Annotated in this window: 15 protein-coding genes; 5 read left to right on the forward strand and 10 right to left on the reverse strand. The window is 57.0% G+C overall.

Going from position 1 to position 20,585, the window contains the following annotated elements; all coding sequences use genetic code 11:
* Nucleotides 1-46: 46 nt before the first annotated feature.
* Nucleotides 47-1,585, reverse strand: coding sequence for a sensor domain-containing diguanylate cyclase (locus ACTG1K_RS08920; RefSeq protein ID WP_440005115.1), 1,539 nt, complete (start codon nt 1,583-1,585; stop codon nt 47-49).
* A 197-nt stretch (nt 1,586-1,782) separates the two neighbouring features.
* On the opposite strand from ACTG1K_RS08920, the gene ACTG1K_RS08925 reads away from it, so the two are divergent.
* From ACTG1K_RS08925 to ACTG1K_RS08935, 3 genes are all read left to right on the forward strand, one after another.
* The gene (locus ACTG1K_RS08925; protein ID WP_040065810.1) at nt 1,783-2,832 is read left to right on the forward strand and encodes an efflux RND transporter periplasmic adaptor subunit; all 1,050 of its coding nucleotides are present in this window, start codon (nt 1,783-1,785) and stop codon (nt 2,830-2,832) included.
* Nucleotides 2,832-5,948 carry an efflux RND transporter permease subunit gene (locus ACTG1K_RS08930; protein WP_440005116.1) on the forward strand — a complete coding sequence of 1,039 codons (3,117 nt, stop codon included), beginning with the start codon at nt 2,832-2,834 and terminating at the stop codon, nt 5,946-5,948. The genes ACTG1K_RS08925 and ACTG1K_RS08930 overlap by 1 nt, the downstream gene beginning before the upstream one ends.
* 174 nt (nt 5,949-6,122) lie before the next feature.
* Nucleotides 6,123-8,486, forward strand: coding sequence for a YgiQ family radical SAM protein (locus ACTG1K_RS08935; protein WP_429150074.1), 2,364 nt, complete (start codon nt 6,123-6,125; stop codon nt 8,484-8,486).
* Nucleotides 8,487-8,652: 166 nt separating this feature from the next.
* Here ACTG1K_RS08935 and ACTG1K_RS08940 read toward each other — a convergent pair whose 3' ends face one another.
* From ACTG1K_RS08940 to ACTG1K_RS08970, 7 genes are all read right to left on the reverse strand, one after another.
* Nucleotides 8,653-8,931, reverse strand: coding sequence for a YkgJ family cysteine cluster protein (locus ACTG1K_RS08940; protein WP_371156028.1), 279 nt, complete (start codon nt 8,929-8,931; stop codon nt 8,653-8,655).
* A 2-nt stretch (nt 8,932-8,933) separates the two neighbouring features.
* Nucleotides 8,934-10,412 carry a hypothetical protein gene (locus tag ACTG1K_RS08945; protein ID WP_338774191.1) on the reverse strand — a complete coding sequence of 493 codons (1,479 nt, stop codon included), beginning with the start codon at nt 10,410-10,412 and terminating at the stop codon, nt 8,934-8,936.
* A gap of 49 nt (nt 10,413-10,461) precedes the next feature.
* The gene (locus tag ACTG1K_RS08950; protein ID WP_429150076.1) at nt 10,462-11,523 is read right to left on the reverse strand and encodes a hypothetical protein; all 1,062 of its coding nucleotides are present in this window, start codon (nt 11,521-11,523) and stop codon (nt 10,462-10,464) included.
* Nucleotides 11,524-11,533: 10 nt separating this feature from the next.
* Nucleotides 11,534-11,923 carry a TerB family tellurite resistance protein gene (locus ACTG1K_RS08955; protein ID WP_338774193.1) on the reverse strand — a complete coding sequence of 130 codons (390 nt, stop codon included), beginning with the start codon at nt 11,921-11,923 and terminating at the stop codon, nt 11,534-11,536.
* A 513-nt stretch (nt 11,924-12,436) separates the two neighbouring features.
* Complete coding sequence (locus ACTG1K_RS08960) at nt 12,437-13,936, reverse strand: histidine-type phosphatase (protein WP_440005117.1); 1,500 nt, start codon at nt 13,934-13,936, stop codon at nt 12,437-12,439.
* A gap of 285 nt (nt 13,937-14,221) precedes the next feature.
* Nucleotides 14,222-15,031: a hypothetical protein gene (locus ACTG1K_RS08965; RefSeq protein WP_338454208.1), complete on the reverse strand. Its 810-nt coding sequence runs from the start codon at nt 15,029-15,031 to the stop codon at nt 14,222-14,224.
* A gap of 191 nt (nt 15,032-15,222) precedes the next feature.
* Nucleotides 15,223-15,831: a short chain dehydrogenase gene (locus tag ACTG1K_RS08970; protein ID WP_005347588.1), complete on the reverse strand. Its 609-nt coding sequence runs from the start codon at nt 15,829-15,831 to the stop codon at nt 15,223-15,225.
* A gap of 105 nt (nt 15,832-15,936) precedes the next feature.
* Here ACTG1K_RS08970 and ACTG1K_RS08975 point away from each other — a divergent pair, with 105 nt between their 5' ends.
* Nucleotides 15,937-16,818, forward strand: a complete 882-nt coding sequence (locus tag ACTG1K_RS08975; RefSeq protein ID WP_440005118.1) for a LysR family transcriptional regulator — start codon at nt 15,937-15,939, stop codon at nt 16,816-16,818.
* A gap of 128 nt (nt 16,819-16,946) precedes the next feature.
* Nucleotides 16,947-17,861, forward strand: coding sequence for a Gfo/Idh/MocA family protein (locus tag ACTG1K_RS08980; RefSeq protein WP_440005119.1), 915 nt, complete (start codon nt 16,947-16,949; stop codon nt 17,859-17,861).
* Nucleotides 17,862-17,972: 111 nt separating this feature from the next.
* Here the strand turns inward: ACTG1K_RS08980 and ACTG1K_RS08985 are convergent, their stop codons facing one another.
* Both ACTG1K_RS08985 and yccS read right to left on the reverse strand, forming a co-directional pair.
* Entirely contained in the window at nt 17,973-18,323 is a 351-nt protein-coding gene (locus tag ACTG1K_RS08985; RefSeq protein ID WP_005347582.1) for a TusE/DsrC/DsvC family sulfur relay protein, read from the reverse strand.
* Between the two features lie 24 nt (nt 18,324-18,347).
* The gene (gene yccS / locus ACTG1K_RS08990; RefSeq protein ID WP_139432685.1) at nt 18,348-20,501 is read right to left on the reverse strand and encodes a YccS family putative transporter; all 2,154 of its coding nucleotides are present in this window, start codon (nt 20,499-20,501) and stop codon (nt 18,348-18,350) included.
* Nucleotides 20,502-20,585: the final 84 nt, after the last annotated feature.

Genomic DNA, 20,585 nt, shown 5'->3' on the forward strand with positions numbered 1-20,585 from the left:
GACAGTCCTCCAAAAAAGGGGTTGAGGGCTCAGCTTACTCCGAGAGTCAGGAGGCGTCACCCTGCCATCTTTCGCTGCGGTTGCGGCCGTTGGCCTTGGCCTGATAGAGCGCCACATCGGCGCGGCGTACCGCTTCGTGCAGGGGAAGGCTCTCCTGGTGGGGCAGATAGCCGAGGCTGATGGTGACCTCCAACCCGGGTTCGATGGCGGCCCAGCCGTGATCTGCCACCGCTTTTCTCAGCCGCTCCGCCAGCTCGCCGAGCTGAGTTGCATCAGCGCGGCCAATCAGCAGCAGAAATTCTTCGCCCCCCCAGCGGATCAGGCGATCAGTGGGCCTAATCTGCTGCTGGCAGATCTGCACCAGCCGGATCAGCACGATATCACCGACGGCATGGCCGAAGTTGTCATTGACCCGTTTGAAGTGATCCGCATCGAACATCAGGATCCCCGCTTGCAACCGGGACAGCTCTCCCGCCTGTTCCAGCAGCACCAGATAGTGGCGGTTGAAGGCGCCGGTGAGGGCATCGTGGCAGGAGAGATAATTGAGCCGCTGGTTGAGGCGATGGGATCTCAGGTTGGAGAGGGCGGCCAGCAGCATAAAGAGGATGGCGAGCAGGGTCGGCGTGGACTGGCAGAGCATGGCCCACACCAGCGGCAGCAGGGTGACGTTGTGCACCAGTCGCAACGGGGTATCGGGGATTGCCATGGTCAGCTGCAATGCCCCTTGCCGCCACTGGTATTCGTCGGTCGGCTCGGGGTCTTGCGGCACCACGGGCTGGTGTGCGCTGCTGGCCAGCACCTGATGGTACTGATTGAGCAGCAGATACTCACCCAGTGCTGGTGCCAGTTGATTGAGCTGCGATTGCAAGCGTGAAAGCAGGATGTCCATGCTGATCATCCCTACCAGCGAGCCGTCCTTGTAGAGAGGCTGGGACATGGTGACCATGGTGCCCAGTCCGGCAAAATCTTCGTAGGGGCGGGAGAGAATGGTGTCCCGGCTTGGGTTGGGTGACATCAGCGCATCCTGCCAGTAGTGCTTGTCATAGATGCTGCGGGCAAAGCGAAACTGGCTGGAGGGGATCCAGGGATAGAGGTAGATAAAGTTGTCCACGCCGGTGAAGTAGGCCCAGGCGATCTCGCTGCCCAGGCGCTGGCTGGCAGTGGCCAGCAAGGGCGAGAGCCTCAGGGCCAAATGAAGTTGCGCTTCCCGCGCACTGCCGGGGGGCGGCAGCGGGCCGTCACCGGTGAGGTTGCCCGCCAGTCCGGCTGGCAAATCACCGGGGAGTTTGTCGAGGGCCAGCCCCTCTGGCAGTACCTCGATATGGCTATAGAGCTGGCGGGTGAGCACCGACTGGGGGTCGCTGCGCAGCCGCTCTTCGGCCTGCCCGCGCATCGCCTCCAGAAACACTTCGGTCTGTTTGAACCGATCCCGCAGGTAGATGGCGCTGTTGAGGGTATCGCTCTGGTAGAGTCGTTCTATCTGTTTCAGGCTTTGCCGCAAGGTCAGACCAATCAGCAGGATGACCACGGCGAACAGGAGCCAGGTCAGGCGTGTGAGAAAGCGGTGGTCAGACATTTTGGGCATAGGCAGTCAGTCGGGTTGCGAAGGAAATTGTCGTTAGTGTATGCGATGTGGCGTGAAAACAAACGGCGCGGCCTGAAACAGAGTGAGCTTATCCCGCTCTTGTTACGTTTTGTCACATTTATACATAGTCACGGCATAGTCTGGGGCTAAAATGGCCCCAATCTGGATTTACCCTCTCACTCTTCATGGACTGTTCGATGAAAATGCGTATCTGGCTCGGCTTGGGCCTTCTTCTAATCGTGGTTGCCGGCGTCTGGGCGCTGCGTCACAGCGAACCCGCCGCCAAAGCACCGACCAGACAGGTCAATATCCGCACTCAAACCGTCAAACAGAGTCTGGCCGAGCCGACCCTCAAGCTGGTGGGTAAGCTGGCGGCCAATCGCTCCGTCATCATCAGCCCCGAGGTGACCGGTCGCATCGTCAAGATTGCGGTGCAATCTGGTCAGAGCGTGGCGAAGGGGGAGACCCTGATCGCGCTCGATGCGGGCAAGCAGCAGGCGGAGCTGGCCGAGCAGAGCGCCAGTCTGCGCGACGAGAACCGCAAGCTGGGGGATATGCGCAAGCTGGTGGCCCGTGGCGCCGTGACCCAATCCGAGCTGGAGGGGCAGGAGGCCACCGTGGCCCAGGTGCAGGCACGCCTCGATGCCGCCCGTTACGAGCTCTCCCTGCGTACCCTGCAGGCGCCCTTTGCCGGTACCGTGAGCCTGATTGATCTGAGCGAAGGGGCGCTGGTCAACAGCGGCGATACCCTGTTGCATCTCGATGAACTCGACAAATTGCGCCTCGATCTGGCGGTGCCGGAGCGTTACCTCTCCCTGCTGCGACCCGGCATGGCGGTCACCGCCACCAGCACTGCCTGGCCGGATCAGCAATTCAACGGCACCCTCACCACCCTCGACAGCCGCGTCTCCAACGATACCCAGAACATCAAGGCGCGGGTGATGATCCCCAATGGCAACGGCCAGTTGCGCCCGGGCATGCTGCTCAATGTGGAGCTGGCACTGCCTGCCCAGCAGCTCACCCTGATCCCCGCCCAGTCGGTGGAGTACGCCGGTGAGCAGCGCTTTGTTTACCGTCTCGAGGCCGATGGCCGGGTCAAGCGGGTGCCTGTGGTACTCGGCGAAACCGAAGGGGAGACTGTCTGGGTCACCGAGGGGCTCAAGGTCGGCGATCGCATCGTGGTCGAGGGGCTGGTCAATCTGCGTGATGGGGTGCAGGTGCGTGATCTGGCCGAGGTGAACGGCTGATGTGGCTCTCCGATATCTCAGTTCGCCGCCCGCTGGTGGCGGTGGTGCTCAGCGCCTTGCTGACCGTGTTTGGTCTGGTCGCCTTCAGCAAATTGACGGTGCGGGAGATGCCCGATGTGCAGATCCCCTCGGTCTCCATCACCACCACCTATGAGGGGGCGGCCCCCGCGGTGATGGAGAGCCAGGTCACCAAGCCCATCGAGGATCAACTTTCCGGCATCAGCGGCATCAAGAACATCAACTCCATGACCCGCAAGGGGCGCTCGATGATCACCGTCGAGTTCAAGCTCGGCTGGAACATGGTGGAGGGGATTTCCGATGTGCGCGATGCTCTCTCCCGCGCGCGGCCCCGGCTACCCGATGATGTGGACGAGCCGCTGGTGACCAAGGACAGCGGCAACGGCGATGTGGCGATCTGGCTCAACTTCAGCAGCAGCCAGATGGATCGCACCGCCATGACCGACTACGCCAACCGGGTGCTGGTCGACCCCCTGAGTCTGGTGGACGGGGTGAGCGAAGTGGCGCTCTCCGGCGATCTCACCCAGGTGATGTATGTGCGGCTGCGGCCTGCGGATATGGCGGCCCGTGGCATCACGGTGAGCGATGTGGAAGAGGCCCTCAAGCGGGAGAATATCGAGCTGCCGGGGGGGGAGATCCGCAACAACTCCATGACCATGGCGGTGCAGATCGCCCGGCTTTACCACACAGCGGAAGATTTCCAACAACTGCAAGTCACCACTGCCGCCAACGGCCAGAGCGTCTATCTGGCCGATATCGCCGACGTGGAGGTGGGAGCCAAGAACGAAGACAGCGCCTATCAGCGCAACGGCGAAGAGAGTCTGGGTATCGGCATCGTCGCCCAGTCCACCGCCAACCCGCTGGCCGTGGCACAGGGGATCGAGAAGAAACTCGGCGAGATGCAGCGCTTCCTGCCGGAGGGGGCCAAGCTCGAGGTGGATTACGACTCCACCATCTTTATCAAGCAGGCCATCGACGAGGTGTACGAGACCCTGGCCATCTGCGCCGTGCTGGTGGTGGCGGTGCTCTATCTGTTCCTCGGCCAGGGGCGCACCACGCTCATTCCGGCCATTACGGTGCCGGTATCGCTCATCTCCGCCTTTATCGGCGCCTGGTATTTCGGCTTTTCCATCAACCTCATCACCCTGCTGGCCCTTATTCTCGCCATCGGCCTGGTGGTGGATGATGCCATCGTGGTGGTGGAGAACATCCACCACCATCTGCAGCGGGGTGAACCGCCCCTGCTGGCCGCCTGGCACGGCACCCGCGAGGTGGGCTTTGCGGTCATCGCTACCACCGCCGTGCTGGTGATGGTGTTTGTCCCCATCGCCTTTATGGATGGCATGGTGGGGCGGCTCTTTACCGAGTTTGCGATATTGCTCTCCTTGGCGGTGCTCTGCTCCTCGCTGGTGGCGCTGACTCTAACCCCGGCCATGGGCTCCTGGTTGATGCGCCCGCTGGATAAACCGAACCGGCTGACAGCCGGGCTCGATCGCGGGCTCGGCTGGCTGGAGGGGCACTATCGCCACCTGCTGGCATGGGTGCTGCGTCGCTCCCGCTGGACGCCGCTGGTGCTGCTGCTCTGTCTGGGCGGTATCGGTGCCCTCTTTACCCAACTGCCGACCAGCCTTACCCCGACCGAGGATCGCGGCGTCATCTATGTCTTCGTCAAGGGGGCAGAGGGGACCAGCATCGAGCGGATGAAGCGCAACATGCAGCAGGTGGAGTCCGCCATCATGCCGATGCTGGGCAAAGGGGTAGTGCAGGCGCTGAGCTTCAGTACCCCTGCCTTTGGTCGTGGCGGCGATCAGACCGGTATGGTGATTATCCAGCTCACCGACTGGGCGGAGCGCGACGTCACCGCCACCGAGTTCTCCCGCTCGCTGGGTGCCAAGCTATCCGGCATTCCCGATGTGATGATCCGCACCTTCCAGCCCGGCTTCCGGGGTGGCTCCACCGCGCCGGTGCAGTTCGTGCTGCAGGGTAACGACTATGCCGAGCTCTACCAGCAAGGGTTGGCGCTGCAACAGGCAGCGCAGGGCAGCGGCCTGATGCTGAGCCCGGATCTCGACTACGCCGAGAAGACCCCCGAGCTGCAGGTGACCATCAATCGCGACAGCGCCAGCCAGCTCGGCATTCCGGTCTCCACCGTGGCCAACAGCTTGCAGACCCTGCTGGGCGGGGCGAGCAAGACCACCTATGTGGACAGGGGCGAGGAGTATGACGTCTACCTGCGCGGCAACCAGACCGAGTTCAACGGCATCTCGGATCTCGGTCGCATCTACCTGAAGGCGGCCAATGGCGAGATGGTCAGTCTCTCGACTCTGGCCACCGTCAAGCAGGTGGCGACCGCCAACCGCCTCAACCACTACCAGCGGCAAAAAGCGATTACCCTGACTGCCGACGTGCACCCCGACCACACCCTGGGTGAGGCCCTCGATTTCCTCGATGGCTGGGCCAACGCCAACCTGCCCACCGGCATGACGGTGGATTACGCCGGTGATTCCAAGGATTACCGCGACAATCAGGGGGAGATGGTGCTGGTCTTTGGCCTCGCCCTGCTGGTGGTCTATCTGGTGCTGGTGGCCCAGTTCGAGAGCACCCTGACCCCGGCGGTGGTGATGGTGACGGTGCCACTCGGCATCTTCGGCGGCCTGCTTGGCCTTTGGCTGACGGGGCAGGAGATGAGCATCTACAGCCAGATCGGCATGATCATGCTGATTGGCATGGTGACCAAAAACGGCATCCTCATCGTCGAGTTCATCAACCAGCTGCGCCAGCGCGGCGAAGGGTTCGAGGAGGCGATAATCAAAGGCTCGGTGCGCCGCTTGCGCCCCATCCTGATGACCTCGCTGACCGCCATTATCGGCGCTGTGCCGCTGATGCTCTCCATGGGGGCTGGCTACGAGAGCCGGATGGCGGTGGGGACTGTGGTCTTCTTCGGGCTGTCGCTGGCGACCCTGGTTACCCTGCTGGTGGTGCCCGCCATCTACCATCTGATCGCCCGTCACGCTGGCATGACAGGGGCGCGGGATCAGCAGGTAGACGAAGCGCTGGCCGCCAAGGGGGCAGGGGAGTCGCAGCCTCCGGCGCTCTGACCTCAATCCTGACGGAGGCCAGTAAATCAGCCTCATCATCACAAGGGCGCCTGCGGGCGCCCTTGCTATTGCGGGCGGCGGCCTATTCCGCAGGATCTATAGGGACAAAAAGCCATCGCTCCCCTTGGCCGCAACCGGTATAATGCGCGACCCGAATTTTTCCAGGTGTTCAAAATGCAGCCGGTACCCAACCTTTTCTCCTATCCCCGCTATTGGGCCGAGTGCTACGGCACGGCGCCCTTCCTGCCCATGTCCCGCAAAGAGATGGACAAGCTCGGTTGGGACAGCTGCGATGTCATTCTGGTGACGGGGGATGCCTACGTGGATCACCCGAGCTTCGGCATGGCGGTGATCGGCCGCATGCTGGAGGCGCAGGGCTTTCGGGTCGGCATCATCGCCCAGCCGGACTGGTCATCGAAGGATGACTTTATGCGTCTGGGCAAACCGAACCTCTTCTTCGGGGTCACCGCGGGCAACATGGACTCCATGATCAACCGCTACACCTCCGACAAAAAGCTGCGCCACGACGACGCCTACACCCCGGGGGATGTGGGCGGCAAGCGGCCGGATCGCGCCACCCTGGTCTATACCCAGCGCTGCAAGGAGGCCTTCAAGGAGGTCCCCGTCGTCATTGGCGGCATCGAGGCATCCCTGCGCCGCATCGCCCACTACGACTACTGGTCCGAGACTATCCGCCGCTCCATCCTGCTCGATGCCAAGGCCGATATCCTCATCTACGGCAACGCCGAGCGGCCGCTGGTGGAAGTGGCTCACCGCATCGCAGCGGGGGAGACCATCGACACCATGCAAGATATTCGCGGCACTGCCGTCATCCGCAAGGAGCCGCTGCCGGGCTGGAAAGGGGTGGATTCGAGCAAGCTCGACCAGATTGGCCGTATCGATCCCATCATGAACCCCTATATGGAAGGGGCCCCATGCTCTGACGATGCGACCGAATCGGCCCCTGCCGCGCAGGAAGCACAGCCCGTGCTGGTGCAGCCGGCCAAGCCCAAGCCGTGGGAAAAAACCTATGTGAAGCTGCCGGCGTTCGAGCGGGTGAAAGAGGACAAGGTGCTCTACGCCCACGCCTCGCGCATTCTGCACCACGAGACCAACCCCGGCTGTGCCCGTGCCCTGTCGCAGGCCCACGGCGATCGCATCGTCTGGGTCAACCCGCCCGCCTTCCCGCTGGAAACCGAGGAGATGGACGGCGTATTCGGCCTGCCCTACCAGCGGGTGCCGCACCCGGCCTATGGCAACGAGAAGATCCCGGCCTTCGAGATGATCAAGACCTCGGTCAACATCATGCGCGGCTGCTTTGGCGGCTGCTCCTTCTGCTCCATCACCGAGCACGAAGGGCGCATCATCCAGAGCCGCTCGGAAGAGTCGATCTTGAAAGAGATCGAAGATATCCGCGACAAGGTGCCGGGCTTTACCGGCGTCATCTCGGATCTCGGCGGCCCCACCGCCAACATGTACAAGCTGCGTTGCAAGAGCCCCAAGGCCGAGCAGACCTGCCGTCGCGCCTCCTGTGTCTGGCCCACCATCTGCCCGCACATGGACACCGACCACAGCCCGACCATCAACCTCTATCGCAAGGCGCGCGACCTCAAGGGGATCAAGAAGATCCTCATTGCCTCCGGCGTGCGTTACGACATCGCGGTGGAAGACCCCCGCTATATCAAGGAGCTGGCCAAGTACCACGTCGGCGGCTACCTCAAGATCGCGCCGGAACACACCGAGGAGGGGCCGCTCTCCAAGATGATGAAGCCGGGCATGGGCAGCTACTACCAGTTCAAGGAGCTGTTCGACAAATACTCCAAAGAGGCGGGCAAGCAGCAGTATCTGATCCCCTACTTCATCTCCGCCCACCCGGGCACCACGGATGAAGACATGATCAATCTGGCGCTCTGGGTCAAAGAGAACCGCTTCAAGCTCGATCAGGTGCAGAACTTCTACCCGTCGCCGCTCGCCAACGCCACCACCATGTATTACACGGAGAAAAACCCGTTAAACAAGGTGAGCCGCACCGGTGGCGATGTGTTTGTCGCCAAGGGCGAGCGCCGTCGCCGCCTGCACAAGGCGCTGCTGCGCTACCACGATCCCGCTGGCTGGCCGATGATCCGCGAAGCCCTGCTCGCCATGGGCAAGGGCCACCTGATTGGCAATGGCCCCGGCTGTCTGGTGCCGCCAGAAGGTAGGAATGAGCGGCGCAACGAACACGCCGCCAGCGGCAAGGGGCTGAAACCGGCCCTGACTCGCCACAGTAACATTGCCCATCAGCGCGGCAACGGCACAGGCAACAAACCGACCGGCGGCAAGCCGGTGGGTTCCCAACTGCAGAAAGGGGCGGCTAATGGCAAACCGGCCGCACAGGGCGAAGGCAAGAATGCTGGTAAAAGCAAACCTGCCGGAAAACCCGCCCATAAGGGTAAAACCCCGACCCGCGCGGGCTCTGCCAAGCCGGGAGCCAAACCCGCCACTCAGGGCGGCAAGCCTGCGGCCAAAGGAAATGGTGCCAAGCGACCGGCGCGGTAAGTTTTCCTGACTGGAAAGCGATTTAAATAAAAAAGGCGACCGGATGGTCGCCTTTTTCTCTGCAGTATTTGATATTGAGCAGCTTATGCTGAACGAGAAACTAGTGATTTATGCTATATCTCATTTTTCTCAAGACTAAGGTGGCTAGAGTTGATTACCTTGTGTATTAATAATTTTCATTTTTAAATTTTTCACAAATAGAAATGTTAATTTCAATGAACGCATCCCATTCATAGGAATGTGATAAATGTTCATTATAATAATCTTCAATGCGACAAATAAGTGGTCTTGATTCATAGATACTACACAGCCGAGTTGAATCACTAAAGTTCACACATGTTCCATCTCCTCTGTCTAAATGGCTTGTTTCTTCACTTAAGTGGACGTTCTGGCAGCAAATGCCGCAAGAGTCACATGGAAATCTTTTTCTTTTTTTGACTGGCATTTTTAATCACCCATCATGAATGATTCAAAATCGTCCAGGCTTGAAAATTTCGACTCGAAATTAAATTCAGCACCAATATTATTTAATGTATTCGTTGCAGCTTGATAGTCTTTGACCTCTATATTATGTTCAAACGTACCAAGTAGCCCATCTAATACAGCGCGTTGCTCAATAAAGTAGATCTTTATTTTATCATTGTTTTCAGCGAAGAATTTATTAGAAATGTTTATAACATCATCGATATATTTATTGTGTGCATTAGCTCTTAATTTAAAACGATAGATTTCTATGTCGCAATTTAAAACTGAATAAGCATGCCTCATTCCTAAGTATGAAAATCGCATCCAAGCCACAAAATTCATACGACTAAAGAAACTAACCCAATTACATTCTGGGTTACGAATGAATGCATCACCGGCATCAATCAAGCACAATGTACCGTGGCCAATGAGTAACATTTTTCTTAATCTAGTGTTTGTGTCAAGCTTAATGAAACTCAAGCACTCAGACCATGAATGCCCATGTTGATAGCGGTTTCTGATAATACAGAAAACTCTCGTAAACAATTCTACCATGAAAACCGGAATGGCTTGCACCATGCCGAAGCGAGCATCATAACCTTGCTCAAATACCTTTACAGAGATATCTGCAAATGATAATTGCTCATCCTTATGTTCAAAACTACCGAGATTGATAATCTGTAGCAGTTCATAAAATGGAATAGGTACACCTGTGCCACGACTCTTGCCACCCGAGGAGCCAGAGATATCAGACATTATGTGGCCTATCCAGTTAATAAATGCGCAGAAAATTTTTGATAAAACTGTATTTCCCTGAAGCTTACTTTCTGCAGTAACAGTAATGAGCTGGCCATTATCTATAAAAGTTGCTGTACCTCTAAACTGATCAATGATTGAAAAAATCAGCCCGATAGGGCTTGGGGAGTGTGCTAGTGACTTTAGATGATGATTGGAAGGTGTCATCCTCATAAAATCATTCACTATTTTCCCATGCTGATGATCATAATTTACTTTGAAAGTCCGCTCTAAAAATGCAATTGCACTCTTGGTTGAATCTGACCCATTTTTTGCGCCTTCCCAGCCATTGAGTTTTGCGAAGTTTTCAACCAGAGAGTCCATTATGGAATCAGCCTGCGTTAATAGCTTGGAATCATTTGGAGAACAAACAAAAAATGAGTCAATAAGTCCTGCTAACACCCCCGAAGATGCAGCAAAAATATAATCCCACTTATCACATTCCGAACCAATTTTAACGTCTTCTTCAATTTTAGATAACTGCTTGTCAAGTTCTATTTCTCTGGCTGAAATTTCATTCAGAGCTATATCATGTGCTTCAAGTATCTCACTGAAAGAGTTGAAATTCTTAGTTACGGCTGGGAATAATGAATCCACTTGTGGTGCTGGCTGTTTAAGTAACTCTGCTAGAGGAATTTCAGTAAAAAAGTCTTGCCTATGTTGCATAAATTATCCAAAAAAATAAGGAGAGGACTGAGTCCTCTCCAGTAGTTGATTAACAGAAATCTTTAACTTTCTGACATTCTAGTAGCTCTATACTTCTGGGGTTCACATCGTCACCAACTTCGTTAATAGTGCCTTCTGCGATGAAATCTTTTAGAAGATAAGCCATTGCATAACTTGTCATGACACAGCCCTTTGCTTCGTCATCCATATCTTTATAATGTATATTTTTATTGGCGAAGGCATTTAACTTTGGCATAAGGGTAAGTTTAAATTTATTCAATAATTTATTAAACGTACAATTGCACAGAGATGTATGAGCTTCAATAGCTGCTAGTTTTGACACTATAATTTCACCCTTTTTTATTTGGGTGAGTATTTTACAATATTGTGAATAAGCCTCATCCTTTGCTTCTGCGGCTTTATAGGCGAGAACTGAACCCCCAATAGCGAGCAATGGGCCAGCCACTAAGCCTCCAAGTACCATTGTACCGCCAGCCATCCCAAAACCACCCGAAGCTAATGAACCGCCACCTAACCAAGCTAAAGTTGCATTAGTTGCTGCAGCACCAGAAAGACCGCTAATTGCGGTGCCCGTTGAGGCTGTAGCTAATGACCCAACACCTAAATATGCACCACCACCAGCAGCAACTCCAGCTAACGACCCGGCCGCGACAGACTTTAAGCCTTCGCTTAGCTTGTTCAACTCTAGGTTGCCCATTATAATTTTTTGCTCTGCCTGAGTAATAGTCAAATTTGTATCTATTACGCCAATTTTTTTTAGTATTGCAATTTCTTCTTCTTTTGTTATTACAATGCGTTTGGAATCTTTGAAGTTGTTGTTAATTGACCTTTGGTCTGTGACACTAAACAACGATTGAAAATTCAGGACTGATTCCGTTCCATTTATTTTTAATGCTCCATATTCTTCAAGTATACTCATTGTATCTTTTTTTTGTTTTACAAGTTTTGTTTCAAACTCAGATGCTGAGTTTTTGGCCTTATTATTATAATGCGTTGCATCATCCAAATCACCTTTGGCATCAATACCCTTTTTAACACCATAACAAGCAGCGGCGACAGCTGCACCTGCCAAAATAAATGGTAATGGCATTGCGTTCTCCTTATTGATTCAATAGTTCTTGAGCTTCTATGGAAAGAGAAAGTTGTTTTGATACCCAACGCTCAAGCATTGAAAGTTTTTCTTCAGATATATTAAGTGTTTTCGCGTATTTCCGAATGAGCACATTTTCATCGTTGTGGTAATCACCATCGGCATGAGCAACAGCGATTAACTCAAGCAATAGCGAGATTTTTGATATGTTCGATTCAAATAGTACATTTAGCTCATCTATTTTTATACTTTCTGGGGCGACGGAAGTATGAACCTGACTCTCTAATAGAGTATATATACTGGCTTCATTGTTATGGAGTTTATTATCTGCATTTATAATTTCTTTAGCTAGATAGAGTAATGCGGATTGTTGTTTTTTATCTAAATTTTGAATAAACATTTAAAGTAAAACTCCTATTTTAGTTATGTCCATATTAACAGTGATCGAGCTTTAAACTTGATTGGATAAATTAAGGTGTAAATAATGTATATTGCATTGACTATCAATTTTTAATTGACATTAATCTCAGCACAAGTCCATATCAAAATCCTTTTGATGACGATTTTCAATGAAATGTGGGACTTCCACTTTCCTCTGTGGGGTGTAACGTCACCAAATCCCACGCTACCGCCCGTGGATTACAGCTTCCAATATGCTCCATTGACCAACGAGGGCAGCAACCCATCGCAGCTCAACAGGTTCTGGATGGCTATGGTAAGCCAAACGAAACTGCCGAGGCGAGCCTTAAAATGACTTAACTATCAGAAATTAATCGTTTTTTGAGCTTGATCAGCAAATGGAGCCGGAAGGCGGCTTGATAGCCATATCTCGCTTTGACAAGCAGGGAAGGGGAGTGGATTGGGGCGACCTGCTGGCCGCCCCTGGTGATTGCCATATCCGGCGCGCGAAGGGTTAGCCGTTATAGCCGTAGCAGCGCTTGAGCTCCTCGAAGTCGTAGTAGTGGCTGCCGCTTCGGTAGGGCTGGCAGCCGGTTTTAAAGGCGATCTCCTTTTCGTTATAGAGCATCTTGACCAGCACCTGCCGCTGCCCGTTCTGGTAGATATCCCACTGAATATTGGCGGTATAGGGGGAGACCCAGCCGCCGCGCCACTCGTTGTTCTGCTGGCTGAACAGCTGATCCGGGCTGGCCCCCTGACGGCTCCCTTCCAGCTTCATCAGGGCGGCGAGGGGGATAATGGCTTCGGCGTGGGCAAAGCGCAGGGTGGCCCGTCGGCTCTGCTCACCCTCCACCACCTGACGCTGCACCTCGCCAAACAGGCCGTCGAGCAGCGGCTGGGCAATGGCGTAGGGGGCGCTCTGGTTGGCAAAGCTCGGCCCCTTCTCGTAGAAATCTTCCGCATCAGAGAGGTAGGAGAACCAGGCAGACTCCTCCGGGGTGAGGAACTGCTCCAGCTCCCAGGGTTCGTTGCCCTGTGCCTGTGCTTCGCGGATCATGCCGGGGCCGATGATAAAGAGGTTGTAGAGCATCAGGGCGGCATCCACTTCGTCGCGCACATAGGTCATGCCGCCATCCTCCGGGTTGACGGCGACAAACTCGACGCCGCCCGCCAGATAGTCGACAAAGCCCTTGCTGTAGATACGCTCCAGCATGCTGCGGGCCATCTCTTTGGTCTTGCTCAGGTTTTTAAGCTGATCCAGCGCCCTGGCCAGCTCGGGGGCCGGGGCGATCTCGGTATCCTCGTCACCGATAAAGCGCTGGTAGCTCTCATAGGCGGGCAGGTAGCGGGCGTAATCCCCCTCGGGCGTGGTCTTGTGGAAGTAGAGCTCGAACTTGTTGACCAGCTTTTTGTCGATCTTCGAGGGGTCATTCTGCGTGAGGTAGCACTGCGCCGAGTCGCTGACATAGCTCACGTTGCGCTTGAGGCTCTCCATAAAGTAGAAGGCGCTTTCGTTGGCCCTGTCCTTGCCCGAGGTGACCACCTTGATGCAGTGGGGCTCGCTGCTGTTGAGCAGGGTCGGCAGCCGTGCCGCCAGCCGGGTAGCGAGATTGGCGTGCTCCTCCTTGCCCAGCGCCGAGAGCAGGCCATAGCCCAGTTTCTGGTTGGCGGCCGTCACCAGATCGACCTTGCCTCCCAGCCCCTGCCCGAGGGTGGTGAGCGCCCCCTGACGCTGTGCCTCTTCCCAGACCAGCTTGGTCAGCACGTCATATTTCGGGCTGGAGAGGGAGCGCGAGCCGTGGCGCGCCACCATCTCGGTAAAGACCGGGCTGAACCCCTGAGGCGCTGGCTCGTAGCTCTCCGCCTGCTGCTGCGGGCTGTAGACCGCTTTGGTGCTGTATTGATAGGCCGTTTTGCCCTGGCTGTCGGCAGACGATTCGTTCTCTGACTGGCAGCCACCAAGCAAGACCAGCGAGACGGCCAAAGCCACATAAGAAGAGCGCGGGAAAGTCATGATGTTCCTTATCTATCCATATGAAAAATAAGTGAAAAACTCTATGGCTTGAAAATGACCGCGGGATGTCAGCCAGATGACAGGCTGATGACTTCTGATAAAGCAGTAAGCAAGGGGAGGGATAGAGGATGGCTATAGGGAGGGCAATAGAGGCTCAACCAACCACTGCGCCTATCACGGCTGAGTGGTCAGTGAGCGTTGTTGGGATGGGGCCTTATTGTCTTACCTCCTGCCCCGCCATCTTGATCCAAGGGGGGCAATTAAAGGTTGCCAATTAAGGGTTGCTCAATACCACGCCAATAAGGCATCGAACATGCGGGTATGGGTCACTTGCAGGTTTGCCGCCTTGGTAGAAATGGCTGCGCTATAGAGCTGGACGCCGGGTTCGTTATGACTCTGCACCAGATAGTTTTTATGGCGACAGGTTCCATAGAGGGAGAGGCTTTTTCTCGCGCAGTGGCCGAGAAACAGTACCCCACCAAGGCCGAGCATCAGGCCGGATATATCCAGCAGATTGATATCCATCAGATTGACGGCGGGTAGTGCAAATTGAGCCTCGGCCTGCTGCGCGAGTTCATACAGTGACACGGCAAACATGGCGCCGCAGAGCAGCAGTTTGAGGCGGGCTAGGCTGGTGAGTTTGGTCTGCATTATTTCCGGCGAGACAAAATAGAGATTCTCCAGATGCCGTCTCTGCTCTTTGATAAGGATCCCGCGCACATTGACATCAACCTCGACCTGGGTCGATTCGCGATAGACCAGCCCCTGTTTTTCCCACTCGTCCGCCAGCATGGCAACCAGCACCGGATAGACGACAATGGCCAGGCCGCAATAGATCGGCAGCGCATGATATCCGCTGGATATCAGCCCAACTGACAATATTGCGAATATATAGGGCGACAAGGCTTTGAGTGCAATTGATGATTTCATCGTTATAGATCCATAAATAACGCGTTTTATAGGCGCCGATGGCGCACAGGCAATAGTGGCCGCGCCAATAAGCTGCGGCCAAACAGGGCGTTGGTCAGCGGTAATCCATTCCTGCAAATGGCCTGAAATAGTCCCTTTGCTCGGCAACAGGAACAAGAGCGCCATAGTAAGCCAAACGAGGCCACTCTGACAGTGACCCGGATGACATAAATCTGTGGGTTGTCGTCGAAATGAAATCATGTTCTGTCGCTACTCCGGTTCCTCCATGCAAAAAGCCCCGAGAGCTGGCGCTTTCGGGGAAGAGGAAAAACATCGACAAGGAATTACCAAGGCAGTGGGGTCACACCTGAACCGGATCAGGCATCGACATAGAGCACCTGGCCGCTAATAAAACCATCGACGGAGCGCTCAAACGCCTTGCCGACCAGGGCGCCCGGCACCGGCTGGAAGCCCGGCATCATCTCGCCATATACGTCCCACGCCTCTTCCAGTACGGTCGGGTTGACCACATTGATGCGAATGCCGCGGGGCAGCTCGTGGGCCACGCACTGGACAAAGGTATCGATGGCGCCGCTGGTGGTGGCATCGGCAATGGCCAGCGGGATCGGCTTGATATTGAGAATGCCGGAGATCAGGGTGAAGGAGCCACCCTGGTTGATGTAGTTGAGGCCGATATTGACCAGATTTATCTGCCCCATCAGCTTGCTCTGGATGGTGGTTTGCCACTGCTCGTCGCTCATCTCGCCAAAGGGGGCGTATTCGCAAAATCCTGCGGTATTGACCACCGCATCGAAGGAACCCACGTTTTGGTAGAGCCGCTCGATAGACTCTCTGCTGGTGATATCCACCTGAAAATCACACCCCTCGCCGGAGCGGCTGGCAGTAATGACCTTGTGCTTGCCCAGACCACTGAGGGCGGCTTGCCCCATTTTCCCCTGAGCACCAATCAGAATGACAGTTTTCATCGTTAACCTCGCTTTGCTGGAAGAGCTGCAAGGTTAGAGAGCCACTGATACAATGTAAATCATGGGTGGTTTGTATGTGATACAACTTTAATTGGTGAGGTAAGGGTGGAGAAGATCGATATCAGGCAGATGCGGGTGCTGGTGCTGCTGGTGAGATACAAGAGTGTGTCGCGGGTGGCCGAGCTGCTGGAGATCTCCCAGCAGGGGGTGAGCAGCCATCTGAAAAAGCTGCGCGATCTTTTTCCCGCCGAGCTTTTTATCCGCCAAAGCGCCGGGTTGCAGCCGACCGATTACGCCTGCGAGCTGGCTGACAAGTTCGAGCAGATCCTGGCCGATATCGACGGGGTCTTTGTAGCCGCCCCCTTTGATCCCGCCAGCAACCAGCGCACCTTCAGGGTGATGGCCAATGAGTATGCCCAGCTCGCCATTATTCCAAGGTTGGCGAGCGCCCTGCGCACTCAGGCGCCCTCCATCCGGCTCGATGTGGTGGACTTTCAGGCCGAAGCGCATCTGGAGGCGCTGGCCAGCGGCGAGGTCGATCTGGTGATTGGCTTTGATGCCTATCTCGACCCGGGGTTGCTGCGTTCCACCCTGCGTCGGGATCACTACTGCTGCGTGCTGCGCCGCGACTCCCGATATCTTCCGGACAACACCCCGCAGGATCTGGCGGCCATCCCCTTTGTGCAGTTTGCCAACAGCGTCGGCAATTTCGAAGGGCAGATGAGCCCGCAGCAGGTTGCCAGCGCGGCGGTGGCGACGCTCCCCTGTTACACCTCGCTGCAAGCTTTTATGTCGGTCAATGACGTGGCGGCCTGCATTCCGTCGGCCATCGCCGCCCTCGGCGATTTTCGCACCGTGGAGCTCGCCGGGGCGCCGCAGCAGTTCGAGGTGGTGGTCGGCAGACACCGCAAAAGTCAGGGCAATCTCGCTATCGAGTGGCTGGCCGAGGTGATCAAGTCGGTCAGCGATCTTGCCATGCCCGGATAACGCCACCGTTTGCCGAGAGCTGCACACGCCAGCCAGTGCGCTAACGGCAGGCTGGATCTGCGGGACAAATCCTGCGATGGTGCGGGCAGTTATCCGCTTGTCCCGTTATCGAGTGAAAAGGAGTTGAGATGCGCATTGCCATGATTGGTCTGGGGGATATCGCCCAAAAAGCCTATCTGCCGCTGCTGGCGAGCGATGAGCGGGTTACCCCGCTGCTCTGCACCCGCAATCCAGCGGTGCTGGAAAAGCTCGCCCGCCAGTATCGGGTCGCCGAGTGTTTTACCGATGTGGCGGCCATGCTGGCCAGCTGTCCCGATGCCGTGATGATCCACGCCGCCACCGCCGTTCACCGCGAGCTGGCCGAGCAGTGTTTGCGCGCAGGGATCCCAACCTTTGTCGACAAGCCCCTGTGCGACAATCTGGCCGAGGCCGAGGCGCTGGCCAACCTCGCCATCGCGCAAGATTGCCCCCTCTTTACCGGCTTTAACCGCCGCTATCTGCCCGCCATGGCCGAGGCCCGCGCCCAGCCGCTCACCGAGCTTAACTGGCAGAAACATCGCTTCGCCCTGCCGGGGCTGGCGCGGGATTTTATGTTCGACGACTTTATCCATGTGCTCGACAGCCTCTGCTTCTATGGCGGCGTGCCGGGCGGCGACTTTCATGCGGTCTTGCGACCGGATACGAAGGACAACAGCTTGCTGGCCGGGGTGAGCGTCAGCTGGCGGAGCGGCGATCGCGCCATCAGCGGCAGCATGAACCGCAGCGCCGGGATCACCGAGGAGCGCATCGATGCCTATGGCGACAATCTCTCCCTGCACCTTGAGAACTGCACTCGCGGCAGCATCGCCCGCGACAAGCAGGTGCAGATGCTTAGCCCCAGCGACTGGCAGCCGGTGCTGGCCCAGCGCGGCTTTGCCGCCATGCTGGCGCACTGGTATCAGCAGATTGAATCGGGCAAAGCTGATAGCGAGCTGATCGCCTCCTACCTGCACGGTCACCGGCTGGCGGAGCAGTTGGTGGCTCTGGCTGACAAGCGGGGATAAGTCTGGCTGGAAGCCTGAGGGATGTGAATACGAGGTGCGCGACGATAGCGCACCAAACACAACGGGGGCCGCAGTTGCGGCCCCCGTTGTTATGGGATGAGATGCATGGGATCAGATGCACTTCACCGGCTTGGGCAGGCCGCCAATCTTGGTTGCCTGCTTGGCGGGTCCTTCCGGGAACAGCTTGTAGAGGTAGCGGCTGTTGCCCTTCTCGGGGCCGTACTGCTTCTCCATCGCCTTGACCAGCGCGCGGATGGCGGGGGAGGTGTTGAACTCCAGATAGAAGGCGCGCACAAAGCGCACCACTTCCCAGTGCGGCTCCTCCAGCTCGATCCCCTCCTGCGCGGCCAGCACCAGCGCCAGCTCCTCGCTCCAGTCGTTGCTGTTGAGCAGGTAGCCCTTGGCATCGGTCTCGATGAGTTGGCCGTTGAATTCCAGCTGATGTTTTTCGGACGCAGACATGAGGGCTCCTCGCTAATGGGGCTATCAGGATTGGGCGGGCATGGTAGCGCCTTGATCCCCGGTGAGCAACCGGCTCTCGTTGGCCAGATGCAGCAGCTGATCCGCCAGCTCGCTGATCAGGTTGAGCTGCTGGGTCAGCATCAGCTGCTCCTCGCTGCTATCCGGACTTATCACCGGACACTGACCGCCGATGGAGCTGGAGGGGTTGCCTGCCAGATGGCCAGCGGCCTGCTCCAGGGTGTGGCAGATGTGGTGGCGCACCTCATCCAGCCCGCTGATGGCCTCCAGCTTGTCGCGATGGGCCCCCAGCGCTGAGATGTAGGAGAGCAGGGCGTGGTTGCGCCAGGTGAGGGTAAAGCAGAGATCGAGGAAGCGGCGGCGCTTTTGCGGCTCCACCAGCATGCTCTGCCAGGCGGTAGCCAGCTCGCTGTCCGCCAGATGGGCGCTCTTGCGCGCCACCCGATAGTCGATGGACTCGTCCCGCTGCTGCTTGAGGCTTGCCAGCACCGCCGATAGGTAGCGGGCGTTGGCCGACAGCGAATTGGCGATAAGCGTCGGCAGCCGCTTGTACTGCCAGTCCGGCCAGAGCCAGGCCACCAGCCCGTAGGAGATCAGGCAGCCGAGCAGGGTATCGAGCAGCCGCGGCCCCAGAATGGCAAAGCCGATGCCATCAAGCAGGTTGAACGCCATCAACACATAGAGGGTGATAAAGCAGACCGCGGCGCTGTAGTTGTTGCGCACCTGGGTGAAAAACAGGAAGGCCGCCAGCCCCATCACCACCAGCTGAACGTGCAGCTCGGGGAAGAGCCAGAGCACCGGAATGCCCACCAGAATGCCAGCGAAGGTGCCGAGCATCCGCTGCACCAGTCGGCGGCGGGTGGCGCTGTAGCTGGGTTGGCAGACAAACAGCACGGTCAGCAAAATCCAGTAGCCCTTTTCCAGATCAAAGGCTTGCAGTATGCCGTAGCCGATCACCAGCCCGAGTGACAAACGCAGCGCATGGCGAAACACCATGGAGTGCAAGGTGAGGTGCTGCTTGAGCTGGGCCAGCAGCGGCAGGCGGGGCGGGCGCGCCAGCGCGGGCAGCTCCTGCTCCGGCTGCTCGGGGTTTTGCAGCACTTCGGCGCTGCCCAGCAGCTGGTTGATGCTGGCCAGATTGCGGCGCAGGAACTTCATCGGCGTCAGCAAGGTTTTCGGGTAGTGCTGCTTGAGATTGGTGAACTCCAGCTGATCGCCGAGGGCCTCCAGCGTCCAGTGAATGCGCTTGTTATGGGCGTAGGGCTTGTGCACCAGAATGGCGTAACCGAGCCGCTGGCACGCCTCGGAGAGCTGCAGGAACACCTCCTGAAATCCTTCCAGTACGATGCCCTGCTTGAGCTCCGCTTCCAGTCGGCTGTAGGGGTAGTGGCTGGAGGTGGCGCGCTCGTGAATTTCCAGCGCCAGCAGATAGAGGCGCAGCAGGCTGGCAAGCTCGGGGCTCGCCGGATGGCGGCGGCTCAGGCGGGCATTGAGGGCCGATTTGGTGAGGGTCAGCGCGCTCACCAGATTGATGTTGAGCTGGGCCAGATTGTGGCGAATGGCCTGGGCGCCGTGCTCGTCCGCCGGGAAGAAGCGGGATTTTTCCAGCAGGTAGCGACCAAGGGCGAAGTAGCTCTGGGCCAGCTGCTCGTGCAGGGTCTTGTAGGGCAGCAGCCAGAGCCAGATAAACGAGACCAGCCCGTACCAGAGGGCACCAGCGCCGAGGGCCAGCGGCTGATAGAAGAGATCTGGCGCCTTGGCGGCCCCCAGCATGGTGTAGATGGCGATCAGCAGCGAGCCGAAGCTGATGGTGGCGTAGCGGGCGCCGAGCGCCCCCACCATCACGAAGATAAAGGTGGAGCTGGCGAGCCCGATGGCAAACAGCCAGGGGGTGGGGTAGAGAAACTGCACGCACAGGGACGCAAACATGAAGCAGATCAGCGTCATGGCGAGGTTCTTGAGCCGTCCCCACAGGCTGTCGTCGGTTTCGGCGATGGCGCCCGCCACAACCCCGAGGGAGAGCAGCACGGTGAGCTGGATATTGCCGGTGGCCAGGGTGAAGGCGAGCAGACCGAGAATGGCCAGCAGCACCTTGAGAGCGAAGTAGATGTGACTATCGGTCAGCAGTCGGCGTAACAAACCGGAGAATTCCATGGGCATGCTAGGCACCACCCTTGAGCGAAGCAAAATCGATGTGACTATCAATCAGCAGTCGGCGCAGCAGGCCAGAGAGATCCATCGGCA

Source organism: Aeromonas sp. 102P, from assembly GCF_051920345.1.
GTDB lineage: Bacteria > Pseudomonadota > Gammaproteobacteria > Enterobacterales > Aeromonadaceae > Aeromonas > Aeromonas veronii.

Bases quoted from the DNA above. Each gene is read 5' to 3' on its own strand.
- ACTG1K_RS08920 (WP_440005115.1), bottom strand. From the start codon at position 1,585: ATGCCCAAAATGTCTGACCACCGCTTTCTCACACGCCTGACCTGGCTC.
- ACTG1K_RS08925 (WP_040065810.1), top strand. From the start codon at position 1,783: ATGAAAATGCGTATCTGGCTCGGCTTGGGCCTTCTTCTAATCGTGGTT.
- ACTG1K_RS08930 (WP_440005116.1), top strand. From the start codon at position 2,832: ATGTGGCTCTCCGATATCTCAGTTCGCCGCCCGCTGGTGGCGGTGGTG.
- ACTG1K_RS08935 (WP_429150074.1), top strand. From the start codon at position 6,123: ATGCAGCCGGTACCCAACCTTTTCTCCTATCCCCGCTATTGGGCCGAG.
- ACTG1K_RS08940 (WP_371156028.1), bottom strand. From the start codon at position 8,931: ATGCCAGTCAAAAAAAGAAAAAGATTTCCATGTGACTCTTGCGGCATT.
- ACTG1K_RS08945 (WP_338774191.1), bottom strand. From the start codon at position 10,412: ATGCAACATAGGCAAGACTTTTTTACTGAAATTCCTCTAGCAGAGTTA.
- ACTG1K_RS08950 (WP_429150076.1), bottom strand. From the start codon at position 11,523: ATGCCATTACCATTTATTTTGGCAGGTGCAGCTGTCGCCGCTGCTTGT.
- ACTG1K_RS08955 (WP_338774193.1), bottom strand. From the start codon at position 11,923: ATGTTTATTCAAAATTTAGATAAAAAACAACAATCCGCATTACTCTAT.
- ACTG1K_RS08960 (WP_440005117.1), bottom strand. From the start codon at position 13,936: ATGACTTTCCCGCGCTCTTCTTATGTGGCTTTGGCCGTCTCGCTGGTC.
- ACTG1K_RS08965 (WP_338454208.1), bottom strand. From the start codon at position 15,031: ATGGCGCTCTTGTTCCTGTTGCCGAGCAAAGGGACTATTTCAGGCCAT.
- ACTG1K_RS08970 (WP_005347588.1), bottom strand. From the start codon at position 15,831: ATGAAAACTGTCATTCTGATTGGTGCTCAGGGGAAAATGGGGCAAGCC.
- ACTG1K_RS08980 (WP_440005119.1), top strand. From the start codon at position 16,947: ATGCGCATTGCCATGATTGGTCTGGGGGATATCGCCCAAAAAGCCTAT.
- ACTG1K_RS08985 (WP_005347582.1), bottom strand. From the start codon at position 18,323: ATGTCTGCGTCCGAAAAACATCAGCTGGAATTCAACGGCCAACTCATC.
- yccS (WP_139432685.1), bottom strand. From the start codon at position 20,501: ATGCCCATGGAATTCTCCGGTTTGTTACGCCGACTGCTGACCGATAGT.